Genomic DNA, 15470 nt, shown 5'->3' on the forward strand with positions numbered 1-15470 from the left:
TAGAATACAATATCAAAGTGCTATGAGATTAAATACCGCAGTTATATTGGCTGTTTTGGCTTTTAGCTTAGTAGGCTTATCGTCATGTAGTAAGAAAGGTGGAAACAAAGCTGTTTCTTCTGCAACAGGTTGGGAATACAATAATCCGGACAATGGTGGCTTCCAGTACAAGTCGGGTTATGAGCAGGAAACCGGACCAGGACTAACCTTTATTGAAGGTGGTACGTTCATAATGGGTCGTGTTGAGCAAGATGTTCTTTACGAATGGAACAATTCACCAAGACGTGTTACTGTACCTTCGTTCTACATGGATCAGACGGAAGTCAGAAACATTGATTACCTGGAATATTTATTCTGGATTCAGCGTGTTTACGTTGATTACCCTGAAGTTTACAGAAAAGCATTACCTGATACATTAGTTTGGCGTCGTCCGATGGCTTATAATGAGCCAATGGTTGAGAACTACTTACGTCACCCGGCTTATGCTGAGTATCCGGTGGTTGGTGTTAGTCATATTCAGGCACAGGATTATTGTAAATGGCGTACCGATCGTGTTAATGAGATAATTCTTGTTGAAGAAGGTATCCTTGAGTTTGACGTTAACCAAATTGGTGAAAATAACTTCAACACTGAAGCTTATTTATATGGTCAATATGAAGGTATCCAGGGTAAAAACCCAATGGAAGACCTAAATCCAAATAATGACACACGTCGTGTTCGTTGGGATGATGGTATTCTTCTACCTCGCTACCGTCTCCCAACTGAAGCTGAATGGGAATATGCAGCATTGGGTCTGATTGGTAACTCATACGACGAACGCATGACCAACCGACGCATTTATCCTTGGGATGGTCACATCACTCGTAACGCTGATAAAAAAGAGCGTGGTAAAATGATGGCTAACTTCGTAAGAGGTACTGGTGATATGATGGGTATGGCAGGAAACCTGAACGATGGTGGTGACATCACTGTAGCTGTTGACTCATATTACCCTAACGATTATGGCTTATATTGTATGGCTGGTAACGTAAACGAATGGGTTGCTGATGTATATCGTCCATTATCATTTGAAGACGTTGAAGAATTCAGCCCGTACCGCGGTAACGTATTTAAGCAGAAAGTACTTGATGAAGAAGGATACATTGTTGAGAAAGACAGCCTTGGACGCATTCGTTACAGAAACGAAGAAGATAAGGACATCTTAAACCGTAAAAACTACCGTACCTCAGATAACAGAAACTACGCTGATGGTGATGCAACATCTAATGCAGTGACAGGTACTGACTGGAACGATAATGAGTCAAATACAGGTAACATGTATTCAGGAGCTCCAAACAGCAGTCTTGGAAGTTTAGTATCTGACCGCTCTCGCGTTTATAAAGGTGGTGGTTGGAGAGACCGCGCTTATTGGTTGGCTCCGGGAGCTCGTCGTTACCTTGATGAGAGAGAAAGTCGTGATGACTTAGGTTTCCGATGTGCAATGACACGTGTTGGAAGTCCAATAAAAGGCAAGAAATAATTCTTATAGCAGAATATTATCAAGAGGCTAACTTTAAAAGTTAGCCTCTTTTTTTATTTTTGTTTTGGAAACTGTAATCATTTATCACTCTCAACCATGAGCCAGATAGCAGACATACATAAAGCGTTTTTATCAAGCAAAGGAGTTTCAACCGATAGCCGCAATAACAACCAGGGTGTCATCTTCTTTGCCTTGAAAGGAGCTAACTTCGACGGTAATAAATACGTAAAGGATGTATTAAGTAACGGCGCTGCTTTTGCAGTGGCCGATGACTATAGCCTGAAAGGCATCGAAAATATCTTTGTAGTGGATGATGTGCTGACTTGTTTACAGGAATTGGCACTGCACCACAGGCGCTATTTAAACATCCCGATAATAGCCATCACGGGTACAAATGGCAAAACAACTACCAAAGAGCTGGTTGCCGCTGTAATGAGCCGAAAATTCAACATCATGGCTACTCAAGGTAATTTCAACAACCACATTGGCGTTCCGCTTACCTTGCTTAGTATGAATAAAACTGTTGAGTTAGGTATTGTTGAAATGGGCGCTAATCATGTTGGTGAAATTGAATTACTCTGTAAAATTGCGGAACCCAACTTCGGCATTATTACCAATGTTGGAAAAGCCCACCTTGAAGGTTTCGGCTCATTTGAAGGTGTTAAAACAGCAAAAGGTGAATTATATCAACACATCAAAAACAATAATGGTAAATTGTTTATAAACCACGACAACGAACACCTAATGGGAATGGCCTCAGGAATTGAAAACAGGATTGAATTCGGTGTTGAGAGTGGATTTATTTCCGGACAAACAACCAAAAACGATCCTTTCATTGCTATGAGCTGGCAAACTGAAGATGGTTTATCGTATCATATTCAAACGAAGCTGATAGGCTCATATAACCTGGAAAATATCTTGTCTGCCATTTGCATTGGACATACCTTCAATGTGAAACCTGAGGATATCAATGCCGCCATTGAAGATTACACGCCTACTAATAACAGATCCCAATTTATTCAAACAGCCCACAATAAGATCATTATGGATGCATACAACGCCAATCCATCAAGTATGCAGGTGGCGCTGAATAATTTTTCTGAAATGGATGCTACCAATAAGTTAGTGATACTTGGAGGCATGAAAGAAATGGGGGATGATTGCATTACTGAGCATCAGAAACTACTGGATACGATCAATAAACTAACTTTTGAAAAGGTCATATTAATCGGGACTGAGTTCAAAGCGATTAACACTTACAATGCTATTTTTTACGAGGATAATGAAAGCCTGATAAAGGATATACAGCTCAAGCCAATACAAAACAAAAGCATACTGATCAAAGGTTCACGAAGTAATAAATTAGAAGAATTATTACCTCATCTTTAGTCTAAGTGATAATGTTTTAATTCGCTGAACTTTCTTATTCCTTTTATGTAGAACGCCCAAATAATGCTTTGCGGATAAATTTCCTTATGTGCTTTTTTGAGCCTGAAACCAGCTTGTTGCCTTCTTAATCTGATAGCGTAAGGCAACATTCGATAAAAGCTAAAATGCGCCTTTAAAACAGCTGTAAAATGCCCCAATTCACCTGTTGTGATAAAGTGCAAACCAGCAATCCCATCCAAAACCATTCTAAAGAATAAGATGATCAGCAAGCGGTCTGAAGGTAAATTTTTAACAAGCATCAGTAAGTTATTTCTGAAATTCAGGTAAGTTTTACGCGCATTTTGCTGACTTAATGTAGCTCCGCCAACATGTAATACTTCAGACGATGGGATAACTTTAATAGCATGCCCCATGCTTTTTAATCGCCAACATAGATCTATCTCCTCCATATGGGCAAAAAAAGCTTCATCAAGCCCTCCACTTTTCAAATACAATTCAGAACGAATCATTAATGCCGCCCCTGTCGCCCAGAAAACAGATAAAGGTTTATTGTACTGTCCCTTATCAGATTCTATTCGATTCAAAATACGCCCACGACAAAAAGGATAACCAAACATATCAATATACCCGCCGGCTGCGCCTGCGTATTCAAACTTGTCAGGTTCATTATAAGCTCTTACTTTGGGCATACAGGCACCAAGTTCAGAATTTTCATCCATGACAGATATCAACGGTTCTAACCAACCCGGTTCCGGCGCAATATCACTATTGAGCAACAAAAAATAATCGGCATTAACCTGCTGCAGTGCTCTGTTATAACCACCTGCAAAACCATAATTTATATCCAGTTGAATAACTCCAACATTGACAAAGTTTTCTTTTATAAAAGCTACACTATCATCTGATGAGGCATTATCAGCGACAATAATATCAACATTGGGATGCCGACTGTTATTAACAACTATTGGCAGAAATTTCTCCAACAATGCTCTTCCGTTCCAGTTCAAAATTACGACTGCAGTCTTCGCCATCTTAGTTTTGTTGATTAATTAAATGTCCGTTGTTCTGAATACTTCCAGCGTTTATGAGACCACAACCAGTTTTCCGGCCTTTTAATAATAGCATCTTCCAATAAACGCAGGTGCTTCTCAGTAATTTCATATTCCTTGGTATTGATCGGATCTTCAACAACGGGAATAATATTGACTTCGTAATACCCACGCTTAATACGCTGCATATCCAAATACACAAGAGGTGATTTGGTTGCCTTAGCTATCTTCTCAGGGCCAAGAATAATAGCTGTATTCTGATTTAAGAATTTTGTCCAGTAATTTAAGCTCTTCCTCCCGGGCGACTGATCGGCAATGAGTCCGATAATATACCTGACATTTTTTCTTCGCAGCTTAATGAGTTCACGGATAGTATCAGACATCGTATAATTCTCAGTACCCCATTTACCACGCAGCTTAAGCATATATGTGTCAAAGGCCTTATTTTTCAAGGGGCGATAGGTAGCACAACCAAGGCAGTCAACATTTAAATTAATAGACGGGATCCACTCCCAGTTACAATAGTGCCCCATCACGGCAACCACATCTTTGCCTTGCTGCGTATATTGATCAACACACTCTGTATTACTCCATTTTACCCTCTGACGAATTTGTTTCTCAGTCATTGATTGAACTTTGATCGTTTCAACCATTATATCACAGAAGTTGCGATAAAACTTCAGGCGGATTTCACGCAATTCCTCTTTCGTCTTTTCAGGGAAAGCATAAGCCAAATTCTCATTGATTACTGCTCTTCGATAATTAAACAGACGAATAAAATGATATAAAAGATCTGACCACAGATAAATCATGAAAAACGGCTGTAAACTGAACAGCCACAGAAAAAACAAAGCTATATAATTGCCTATCTTCTGCATATTAACTCATTATATTATTTACAATTGCTTTAAACTCGTCGAAAGTAGCCTTATTAGTAGCTATTATCTCCATGCCAAACAAGTAGTTATCACCTCCATTAAAATCACTTACATCACCGCCAGCCTGTTTAATTATAAAAGCACCTGCGGCAACATCCCATGGTTTTAGGTTGTACTCATAAAAGGAATCAAAACGACCACATGCCACATAAGCAAGATCGGTCGCTGCGGAGCCAAGTCGCCTCAATCCACGCGAATGTTCCATAAAATACCGAACAGAATTCATAAAACCATCCAGACGGGAGTAATTGGAATAGGGAAATCCTGTAGCGATCAAACTGTTTTTAACTGTCTGGGTATTGGAAACACGAATCTCCTCTTCATTCAAATAAGCTACTCCTCCTTTGTAAGAATAGAAACATTCATCCAAACCAATCTCATATATAACGCCCAAAACAAGTTCATCTTTTTCCTGCAGTGCTATACTTATGGCATAAGGCGATAGTCCATGAATAAAGTTTGTAGTGCCATCAATGGGATCAATGATCCAGTTGTAAACCTCCCCTTTACTATCATCCGTTCCCTCTTCAGCAATAAATCCACAACCGGGCAATAATTCCTTTAAGCCCTCAACAATCATTTGCTCCGAGGCTTTATCAACCTGCGTAACAAAATCGTTACTGCCTTTTACTTCTATATCAATTGAAGAGTTTTCACGCTCATTCTTAATGAAAGCTCCTGTATTCTTTGCCAGCTGACAAACCTGATGACACAACGACTTATAATCCATACGATCTAAATTAGTTCTCCAACCATGTTCAATGTACCCAAGGACAAATGCTTTAACCTGACTGCCTGAATAGTATTGCTCAAATGCTTTTTAAAAGGCACCTCAACCTTGATATAGTTCTGTGTAAAACCATTGATCATTCCGTCATGCTCAGCACCTTCGAACAAAACTGTATTCTCATTGCCAATATATTGCTTATAAAAGTGTCGCGTTTTCTTTTCCGATAATTCATGAAGAATTTTACTTCTCTCTTTACGAAGCGGAACGGGCACCACTTCATCAATCTTTAATGCCTGTGTATTTGGCCGCTCAGAGTATGTAAACACATGCAATTGTGAGATATCCAGGTCCGATAAAAACTGATGAGTCGTATTAAAATCATCATCAGATTCACCCCTGACACCAACAATGACATCAACCCCGATAAATGCTTCAGGGATTAATTCTTTTATGCGCTCAATCTTAGAACGGAAAAGACTGGTATCGTATTTACGTTTCATCAGTTTCAACACTTTGTCAGACCCTGACTGTAAAGGAATATGAAAATGAGGCATAAACTTTTTCGACCTGGCGACAAACTCAATAATCTCATCTGTCAATAGGTTAGGCTCAATGGATGAGATCCTGAATCTTTCAACGCCGTCTACTTTTTCAAGTGCCTGTAACAGCTCATAAAATGATTCACCCGTCTCCTTTCCAAAGTCGCCGATATTAACACCGGTCAGAATAATTTCTTTGGCGCCCCCACTGGCCGCTTTTTTTGCCTGCTCAATGGTATTGGCAATAGTATCGCTTCGGCTTCTGCCCCGGGCAAAAGGAATGGTACAGTAGCTACAAAAATAGTCGCAGCCATCCTGCACTTTCAAGAAACAGCGGGTCCGGTCACCAAATGAATAGGATGGTTTAAATTCCTTATTTTTACCAATCTGCCCCGCATGAATTTCTGCCTTATCACTTTTCTTATAATCCTCCATATATTGAAGGATATCAAACTTCTCGTTTGAACCCAGTACCAGATCTACTCCTTCAATATTTGAAACAGCATCAGGCTTCAATTGAGCAAAGCAACCGGTTACCACAATAAAAGCATCAGGATTTTGTTTGATGGCCTTACGGATAACCTGCTTGCATTTTTTATCGGCCAGCTCAGTTACTGAACAGGTATTAAACATATACACATCAGCCGGTTCAGAAATATCTACCTTCTCAAACCCCGCCTCTACCATTGTGCGTGCCACCGTTGATGTCTCACTAAAATTAAGCTTGCATCCAAAGGTGTGAAACGCCACTTTCTTATTTTCAAAAACCGAACTATCAATCATCGTTGTAATAAAAAATGAGAGTGCAAAGGTAAAAAAAAGCTACCAGCTGAAAGACATCAGCCAATAGCTATTGAAATTTAAATGATATGGTATTAGCTAAATTGCCAATCCAATGTCTTTACTAAAGCAGATCAGAAGCCAGTTCTGCCAGGTAACTTCGTTCACCTTTTACAAGGTTAACATGTGCGAAGATCTCCTGCCCCTTCATCTTATCAGTAAGATAAGCCAGGCCATTTGATTGCATATCCAGGTATGGTGAATCAATTTGCTGAACGTCGCCGGTGAATATCATTTTAGTTCCTTCCCCGGCCCTAGTTATAATCGTTTTCACTTCATGAGGAGTAAGGTTTTGAGCCTCATCAACAATAAAAAAAGCATCAGACAAACTTCTTCCTCTGATATAGGCAAGAGGTGTAATGATCAATTGCTCATTCTTAAGCATCTCATCCAGATTATTTACCTCTTTACTTGTTGCTTTAAACCGGCTTTTGATCACTCCAAGATTATCAAACAGAGGCTGCATGTAGGGCCCTATCTTTTCATTAATATCACCTGGCAAAAAGCCAAGGTCGCGATTTGCAAGCGGAACAATTGGTCTGGCTAACAATATTTGACTGTATTGCCTGTGCTGTTGTAAGGCTGCAGCCAGGGCCAACAGTGTTTTACCTGTACCAGCTTTACCCGATAATGACACCAGCTTAATATCGGGATTGAGAAGAGCATTCAATGAAAATGTTTGTTCTGCGTTACGCGGATCAATACCATAAGCTCCATGTTTTTCAACCCTGCGTATCAAACCCGAATAGGCATCATTGTGAGCCAGCACAGATTGATTACCATTACGCAAAACAAAATATTGATTAGCCGGTAAATCCTTTATTGGAAACTCATCTACCGGAATTCCCTGATGTTGATATAAGGATTCTATCAGTGCCTTATCAAAATCTTCATGGATCTCTACCCCTTTATCCAGGATATCAATATCCTTAACCTTATCGTTTTCATAATCTTCAGATGCTAAACCTAAAGATTTGGCCTTAAGCCGTAAATTAATATCCTTTGTGATGAGCACGGTTTGCCGACGTGGAAACTGACCTTTAACGTGGAGCGATACAGCCAATATCCGATGGTCAGAGGTATTTTCACTAAACGATTCTTTCATTACTTCGGGGGTGGGCTTACCGGTTGCCACAAATAATTTCCCTTTTTTCGCCCCCAATGGTATCCCTTCCTTAAAGGCCTTTTCACCGGCCATTTTATCCATTTCACGAGCAAATTCCCGTGCCTGAAAATTAATTAAGTCATTCCCTTTTTTAAATCTATCGAGTTCTTCAAGCACAACTATTGGAATTATCACATCGTTTTCCTCAAAGTTGTATATACATTTGTGGTCGTGTAAAAGAACATTTGTGTCAAGAATAAATATTTTCTTCGCCATATAGAGAGGTTTTGTTTCTCTTAAAGATAAAGAAAAAATAGCCTCACAAATCAGATTATGGTATAATTTTGCGTTATGGATTACAAAGAAACTCTTGATTTTTTATTCGCTCAGTTACCCATGTATCAACGGGTAGGAAAAGCGGCATATAAGGCTGACTTAGCAACCACCTTAGAACTAGACAGATATTTCAATCATCCGCATAAAGCTTATAAAATCGTTCACATAGCAGGTACCAACGGCAAAGGTTCAGTATCACATTGTGTTGCCTCAGTATTGCAGGAAGCAGGCTTGAAAGTAGGACTTTACACCTCTCCTCACCTCATAGACTTCAGAGAGCGCATTCGAATTAATGGTGAGATGATTACCGAACAGGCCGTTATTGATTTTGTGGCTAATCACAATGGTATAATTAAGTCATTGCAGCCTTCATTTTTTGAAATGTCGGTGGCCATGGCATTTGACTACTTTAAGCAAGAAGCTGTTGATGTTGCCGTGGTCGAAGTAGGTATGGGCGGACGACTGGATTCCACAAACATTACCACGCCTGAAGTATCCGCTATTACAAACATTGGCTTGGATCACACTGCATTTTTGGGAACTAATCTGGAACAAATTGCAGGAGAGAAAGGCGGTATCATTAAGAAAAATATTCCTGTTGTCATTGGCCAGACACATGAAAAAACAGCTCCTGTATTTAAGGCATTGGCAAGAGAACGTGATTCTGATATAATTTTTGCTGACAAAGAACTGACATTATCAACAGCAACCTTATCGATTGATGAAAAGCAGATCTTTCAGATCAGAAAAGGTGACGACCTCGTTTATCCTGATTTAAAACTTGATTTACTTGGTAGTTACCAGCAAAAAAATGTTTTAACAGCCCTGACAATTATTGAGCAGCTTCAGAAGAAAGAATTTAATATATCAACAGAAAATATTTATGCAGGCCTGTCGAATGTTGTTGATAACACAGGCCTGATCGGGCGTTGGCAGCACATAGGCTATAACCCTCGTATCATATGTGACACCGGGCATAACCTTGATGGTATGGAAATGCTGGTAGAACAAATCAAAAATACACCGCATAACAAATTGCATATAGTGCTAGGTATGGTTAATGACAAAGACCATGCTGCAGTGTTGAATATACTGCCTAAGCAGGCTCACTATTATTTTACCAAAGCATCAATACCGCGAAGCTTAAATGAAGAAGAGCTAAAGAAGATGGCCACTAACTGCAATTTAATCGGCGAATCATACCCCGATGTGCATACAGCATTAACAACAGCAAAAAAAAATGCAGATGTCAATGACCTGATTTTCATAGGAGGGAGCACTTTTATTGTAGCTGACGTATTAGAAAAGTATTAATTAAATTTGGAGGAAAAGAAAAAGAGCTATACATTTGCATCGCTTTTCGAAAGAGACAAGCACGCAAGGGCGATTAGCTCAGTTGGTTTAGAGCACTTGGTTTACACCCAAGGGGTCGGGGGTTCGACTCCCTCATCGCCCACCCAAAATGATTAAACGAAATCATTGATGTAATTTAGTGAAATTACCTGAAAATATTCAGGGCGATTAGCTCAGTTGGTTTAGAGCACTTGGTTTACACCCAAGGGGTCGGGGGTTCGACTCCCTCATCGCCCACCAAAATTTACACTATATATATTTCAGGGCGATTAGCTCAGTTGGTTTAGAGCACTTGGTTTACACCCAAGGGGTCGGGGGTTCGACTCCCTCATCGCCCACTTGAAAAGGAGAAGCAATAATTGCTTCTCCTTTTTTTGTATATCCTCTCCGAAACAAAATATGTGTTTTTTTCACATCCTGTACTCACCACCCAAAAACAAATACGATGGGTATCTCCATTAGCTAAGACTTCAGGAATGTATTCGATGTTTGAATATGGGAGAAAATTGCCGTGTGAGATTGTAAAACTTTATCAAAAATACTGGTGGGAGCCTTCATTGGACGACTATTTGTATATGATCCTTGATCAATCGTATAATAGTCCTTGTTTCTTCAACTTTCATTGAACGAACATTGAACGAACATTGAACGAACATTGAACGAACATTGAACAAACATCGAACGAACATCGAACGAACTATGAGTAAATCCTATTCAAATGGATTCTCCTCGAAGGCATTTTCACTAAATAGTTCCTTTTGGGGTGCAGCAGTCATACCTGGTGGTCCAACAGGATCCCAAATTTCGGAAGAAAGAAGCAGGCACACTTCTTTATCTAAACTGTATTGCTCAATACCTGGTTTAGTATACGTCTTCTTCGACACCCCGATTAGTTAGTTTCATTTCAAAACAGCGCGCATACTTGTCCCCACAAGCACCATGCAGCATCCGTTTAATAATACATTATCCCAAACCTTAATACATGACTATTGGAAAATAGTTACAAAAGTCAGGAATATATCCATATTTATTAGTTGCAAGCACACAATATATTATGCAATTCATCTACCTAAGTCTTCTTCTTTCATTACTTTTGCAAAAAAATGTATAATCATGTCAGACGATAAGAAAATAATATTCAGCATGGTTGGGGTAAGCAAGACCTTTCCCCCACAAAAAAAAGTGCTAAACAATATCTATCTGTCGTTCTTCTATGGTGCCAAGATCGGTATTATTGGTTTGAACGGATCAGGTAAGTCAACACTACTAAAAATTATTGCGGGTGTTGAAAAGAACTACCAGGGCGATGTGGTATTCTCGCCAGGTTACTCAGTGGGTTACCTTGAGCAGGAGCCTCAACTGGATGAAAGCAAAACAGTACGCCAGGTGGTAGAAGAAGGCGTGCAGGAGGTTGTTGATACGCTTAAAGCCTATGAAGCATGCAATGAAAAGTTTGCCGATCCAGAAGTTCTTGAAGACCCGGATAAGATGCAGGCCGTGATGGATGAGCAGGCCAAGCTGCAGGAGCTGATTGACCAGCACGATGCCTGGAACCTCGACACCAAACTTAATCGTGCCATGGATGCCCTTCGCTGTCCGCCTGAAGACCAGCCTATCAATGTACTTTCAGGTGGTGAGCGCCGACGTGTGGCATTGTGCCGCCTGTTATTACAAGAGCCGGATATTTTACTACTTGATGAGCCAACCAACCACCTTGATGCCGAATCGGTACAGTGGCTGGAGCAGCACTTGCAGCAGTACAAAGGAACTGTAATAGGTATTACCCACGACCGCTACTTCCTTGATAATGTTGCGGGCTGGATTCTCGAATTGGATCGTGGCGAAGGTATTCCTTGGGAAGGTAACTATTCATCGTGGTTAGATCAGAAAACCAAGCGCATGGCCAGTGAAGAAAAGCAGGCTTCGAAACGTCGTAAAACACTGGAAAGAGAGTTGGAATGGGTGCGTATGGCCCCTAAGGCTCGTCACGCTAAAAACAAAGCACGTTTGAATGCCTACGACAGCTTGATGAAGGAGGATGTAAAAGAGAAAGAAGAAAAACTTGAGATATTCATCCCTAACGGTCCGCGTTTGGGCGATAAGGTTATAGAAGCTCATGGTGTTTCCAAAGCATTTGATGAAAAACTGCTATTTGAAAACCTTGAGTTTATGCTGCCTAAAAATGGTATTGTTGGTGTTATTGGACCTAATGGTGCCGGTAAAACAACTTTGTTCCGCCTCATCATGGGAATGGAAAAGGCCGATGCTGGAACCTTCGAAGTGGGTGAAACGGTTAAGGTATCATACGTTGACCAGTCGCACGATGATATTATCCCTGGTAAAACAGTATACGAAGTGGTATCGCAAGGTGATGAATTACTTCGTATGGGTAACAAAGAAGTTAATGCCCGTGCCTACTTATCGCGATTCAACTTTGCAGGTAATGATCAGCAGAAAAAATGCGAAGTACTTTCAGGTGGTGAGCGAAACAGACTGCACCTGGCGATGGCTTTAAAGGAAGAAGGTAACGTGTTGCTGCTCGATGAGCCTACCAACGACATTGACGTTAATACACTTCGTGCACTGGAAGAAGGTTTGGAAGATTTTGCAGGTTGTGCAGTTGTGATATCTCACGACCGTTGGTTCCTTGATCGTGTTGCTACACACATCCTGGCATTTGAGGGCGAATCAAAAGTTTATTTCTTCGAAGGCTCATACTCTGAGTACGAAGAAAATAAAAAGCGACGCCTGGGTGATACAACACCACAGCGTATTCGCTATAAAAAGCTTATTAAATAACAACCTGATTCTGACATTATATTATGACCTCAGGTTAATACTACTGCATTGAGGGAGCTGGCATTAAAACAGCTTCCTCTTTTTTTATTTCTTTAAGAGGCTTGTGGATATAATACATCGGCATAACACCCTTTCCTTTCACTTTACGCGGAACACGGGTAACGAGTTTATAAGCCTGCGACAATGGCTTACTCAGACTTTCAGAAACATTTATCTGCATTGGTTCACACATGGCCTGAAAACGCGATGCCATATTAACCGTCTCTCCAAAAATATCAAAGTTAAGGTTGCTCGGACTAACCGAACTACCAATGATATCACCATTGTATAAGCCAATCTTAACTTCCCACTTGGTTTCACTGTTTTTATTTCGCTCAATAATGTACTCACGTATTTTAACAGCGGCAGAGGCCGCTTCTATTTCAATATTTCCGGGAGTATAGAACATTCCACAGACAGCAATATATGCATCCCCCACGGTTTTAATACGTGTACAAAAATGCTTGTCAATCACATCATCAAAGCCATTGAATAACTCATTTAATTCACGCAGCAACACACCTGGCGACATCTTTCCTGTTTTGGGTGTAAAGTCAACCATATCGACAAAAATAGCCACACAGTCCTTATAGCGTTTAGGCGGAATTGACCCGTATTCTTTTATCTGCAGTAAAATTGGCAGCGGAAGAATTGACTTTAGTATACGCTCATTTTTCAAATTGGCCAATGTCAATTGATTGGCATGATCTTTAAGCGACTTGTAATTGGCATAGTTGGTAAGTACTGCATTTGACCGGGCCTGCAACTCTTCCGAATTAACAGGTTTAGGTATAAAATCGGCGACACCTGCCGTAAAGGCTTCCTTGATCTTGTCGGTAAATGACACACCCGACATTAGAATAACAGGCAACTCACTGGTCAGCTCATTCTTTTTAAGCGTCCTAAGAACTTCTAATCCGTTCATTCCAGGCATTTCCCAATCCAATATGATCAAATCAGGCTGGTGGCGAACAGCTTGCCTGCATGCTTCCTCTCCATCGCTGGCGGTAACGATAGAGCGGAAAGGTTCATTATTGCTGATGATTGTTGATATTAACTTCAGATCTAATTCTGAATCATCAACGATTAAAATTTTAGTCCCCATTTCTTCTCAACTATGGCTTATAAAACTGTGTACGAATACATTTTAAAAAGTTAACGCGCTAGTGACTAATGAAGTGATAAAGTTGACAAACTGTTGTATTTTTATAACCAACGATAATATAGTTTTACATATCATGATTATAGATAAGAATCTGCTAAGCAATTTATCCGATAAAGCGGCTAATTCAGTACGAAAAAGGGCTAATTATAATTTTCACAAAAGTGCTGATGATTTACTGCACCGAATGCTCAACATGCTTCAGCCATTCAGTTATGTTCAGCCACACAAGCATGAACATCCGGCTAAACGAGAAGCCTTTATCATACTAAAAGGCCGCTTGCTTGTTGTTTTATTTAATGATGATGGTTCCATTAAGCAATCAGCCGTACTCAACAGGGATAATGATGTATTTGGTATCGAAATAGCACCCGGATGCTACCATACAATAGTGGCATTGGAAAATAATACATGTGTTTACGAAGTAAAGGATGGTCCTTATGATATGGCCACTGACAAGCAGTTTGCACCCTGGGCACCGGCCGAAAACGATCCGGAAGCTGAAAACTACCTGAAAACATTATTATCACACCCTGGCTTAAAAGAAAGGATTTAAGTTGTGGCTGAATGGCAGTCACAAGTATTTAAATCACTCGCTACATAGCTCTAGGGGCAGTAAGTTCGCACATTTGAATCCTTGAACTTCTGCTCCATGCACTCATTTATCAAATGCGTATTCGCGAATAAAAAACAATAGGCTGTAAAGAAGAATTGCCCTCCCAAGGGAAAGTGGGAGAGCAATGTAAGAATGTATGAATCGGGAAACCATAAAGGATTAACTTATTGCAAAAGTATGGGCATTTAATAGCAATGTAAAAAAAAGCATTGGTAGGATTGTGGTACATATCTACATTTTACCTTAAATTTACATTAACCAACGTAAAGACCCATGAAGTATCAAAACACCTCTATAGCCAATGTAAAGACCGGCGAAGCTATTGTAGTAGCAGAGTTAAATGGTCAGATTTTATCAGGCAATAAAGAAGCCATTGAACTATATAACTACCCATCACTCAAAGCCTTTAAAGAGAAAAGCCTTAAAGATCTGATGCCCGAGGATTTTGCCGCACTGTATCCTGAAGAAATGACTCCCGAACATATTAATTTTGATGGCTATTACACACATGTTTGCAAAAAAAATAATGGTGAACTTTTTGCCTGTAAATTACATACTCATTATCAAAACTTTCAAGGCAAGAAACTATTGATCGGGCATGTACAGGAGATACATGAGCATGTAGATATTGAAAAAATCAGGTTAGAACAGATCATAATAGTTCTGGAACGGGAGTTAAAAGCTGAGCGCGCTAAAAACTTCAACAACAACTACATCCAAATCATTAAACAATTCAGCAGATGTTACCCAATGCTCAGCAATAACGATCTTAAGGTCTGTTATTATCTAACGTTGAACTATAACAGCAAGCAAATTTCACAACAGCTCAATATTACGACTGATGGTGTATACGCCGCTCGAAAACGCATTAGAAAGAAGCTAAAACTGCGACCCGATCAGGATTTGGTAAAGTTTTTATCCAATTGTGTCAGGTCTTGTTAGCATACCTGAAGAAGGACCTGGGGTCTGTAGAAAATCCGTGTAACTTAAAAGATACGATTTATAAGCCCGATGACTATCGTGGCTTCCCATTACTCATATGAGCAATGGGAAGTG

The 15470-nt window shown here is 40.0% G+C and carries 13 protein-coding genes and 3 tRNA genes; 9 read left to right on the plus strand and 7 right to left on the minus strand.

The window, feature by feature from the left end:
* Positions 1-22: 22 nt before the first annotated feature.
* Both gldJ and ACRD69_RS07650 read left to right on the plus strand, forming a co-directional pair.
* The gene (gldJ, locus tag ACRD69_RS07645; RefSeq protein ID WP_430814491.1) at positions 23-1519 is read left to right on the plus strand and encodes a gliding motility lipoprotein GldJ; all 1497 of its coding nucleotides are present in this window, start codon (positions 23-25) and stop codon (positions 1517-1519) included.
* A 96-nt stretch (positions 1520-1615) separates the two neighbouring features.
* Positions 1616-2908 carry a UDP-N-acetylmuramoyl-tripeptide--D-alanyl-D-alanine ligase gene (locus ACRD69_RS07650; protein WP_430814492.1) on the plus strand — a complete coding sequence of 431 codons (1293 nt, stop codon included), beginning with the start codon at positions 1616-1618 and terminating at the stop codon, positions 2906-2908.
* Here the strand turns inward: ACRD69_RS07650 and ACRD69_RS07655 are convergent.
* From ACRD69_RS07655 to ACRD69_RS07675, 5 genes are all read right to left on the minus strand, one after another.
* Positions 2905-3939, minus strand: a complete 1035-nt coding sequence (locus ACRD69_RS07655; RefSeq protein WP_430814493.1) for a glycosyltransferase family 2 protein — start codon at positions 3937-3939, stop codon at positions 2905-2907. The two genes, ACRD69_RS07650 and ACRD69_RS07655, sit on opposite strands and share 4 nt — an antisense overlap.
* Before the next feature lie 14 nt (positions 3940-3953).
* Positions 3954-4835 (minus strand): lysophospholipid acyltransferase family protein, encoded by an 882-nt coding sequence (locus ACRD69_RS07660; RefSeq protein WP_430814494.1) that lies wholly within the window; start codon positions 4833-4835, stop codon positions 3954-3956.
* 1 nt (position 4836) lies between these two features.
* A complete protein-coding gene (locus ACRD69_RS07665; RefSeq protein WP_430814495.1) occupies positions 4837-5625 on the minus strand; it encodes an inositol monophosphatase family protein in 789 nt (262 codons plus the stop codon).
* Positions 5626-5630: 5 nt separating this feature from the next.
* Positions 5631-6947: a tRNA (N(6)-L-threonylcarbamoyladenosine(37)-C(2))-methylthiotransferase MtaB gene (gene mtaB / locus ACRD69_RS07670; RefSeq protein WP_430814496.1), complete on the minus strand. Its 1317-nt coding sequence runs from the start codon at positions 6945-6947 to the stop codon at positions 5631-5633.
* A gap of 121 nt (positions 6948-7068) precedes the next feature.
* Entirely contained in the window at positions 7069-8385 is a 1317-nt protein-coding gene (locus tag ACRD69_RS07675) for a PhoH family protein (protein WP_430814497.1), read from the minus strand.
* 75 nt (positions 8386-8460) lie between these two features.
* Between ACRD69_RS07675 and ACRD69_RS07680 the strand changes: the two genes are divergently transcribed.
* From ACRD69_RS07680 to ACRD69_RS07695, 4 genes are all read left to right on the plus strand, one after another.
* Positions 8461-9759, plus strand: coding sequence for a bifunctional folylpolyglutamate synthase/dihydrofolate synthase (locus ACRD69_RS07680; RefSeq protein WP_430814498.1), 1299 nt, complete (start codon positions 8461-8463; stop codon positions 9757-9759).
* Positions 9760-9826: 67 nt separating this feature from the next.
* Positions 9827-9901: transfer RNA gene (locus ACRD69_RS07685), tRNA-Val, on the plus strand.
* A 59-nt stretch (positions 9902-9960) separates the two neighbouring features.
* Positions 9961-10038, plus strand: a tRNA-Val gene (locus ACRD69_RS07690).
* 23 nt (positions 10039-10061) lie between these two features.
* Positions 10062-10136, plus strand: a tRNA-Val gene (locus ACRD69_RS07695).
* Positions 10137-10508: 372 nt separating this feature from the next.
* Here the strand turns inward: ACRD69_RS07695 and ACRD69_RS07700 are convergent.
* The gene (locus tag ACRD69_RS07700) at positions 10509-10682 is read right to left on the minus strand and encodes a hypothetical protein (protein WP_430814499.1); all 174 of its coding nucleotides are present in this window, start codon (positions 10680-10682) and stop codon (positions 10509-10511) included.
* Between the two features lie 229 nt (positions 10683-10911).
* On the opposite strand from ACRD69_RS07700, the gene ettA reads away from it, so the two are divergent.
* Positions 10912-12597, plus strand: a complete 1686-nt coding sequence (gene ettA, locus ACRD69_RS07705) for an energy-dependent translational throttle protein EttA (protein ID WP_430814500.1) — start codon at positions 10912-10914, stop codon at positions 12595-12597.
* Between the two features lie 40 nt (positions 12598-12637).
* Here ettA and ACRD69_RS07710 read toward each other — a convergent pair whose 3' ends face one another.
* Positions 12638-13741: an adenylate/guanylate cyclase domain-containing protein gene (locus tag ACRD69_RS07710; protein ID WP_430814501.1), complete on the minus strand. Its 1104-nt coding sequence runs from the start codon at positions 13739-13741 to the stop codon at positions 12638-12640.
* Positions 13742-13874: 133 nt separating this feature from the next.
* Here ACRD69_RS07710 and ACRD69_RS07715 point away from each other — a divergent pair, with 133 nt between their 5' ends.
* On the plus strand, positions 13875-14354 hold the full coding sequence (locus tag ACRD69_RS07715; RefSeq protein WP_430814502.1) for a WbuC family cupin fold metalloprotein: 480 nt from the start codon (positions 13875-13877) through the stop codon (positions 14352-14354).
* A 333-nt stretch (positions 14355-14687) separates the two neighbouring features.
* Positions 14688-15356 carry a PAS domain S-box protein gene (locus ACRD69_RS07720; RefSeq protein ID WP_430814503.1) on the plus strand — a complete coding sequence of 223 codons (669 nt, stop codon included), beginning with the start codon at positions 14688-14690 and terminating at the stop codon, positions 15354-15356.
* Positions 15357-15470 lie beyond the last annotated feature (114 nt).

Source organism: Carboxylicivirga agarovorans (assembly GCF_050589845.1).
In the GTDB taxonomy this organism is placed as follows: domain Bacteria; phylum Bacteroidota; class Bacteroidia; order Bacteroidales; family Marinilabiliaceae; genus Carboxylicivirga; species Carboxylicivirga agarovorans.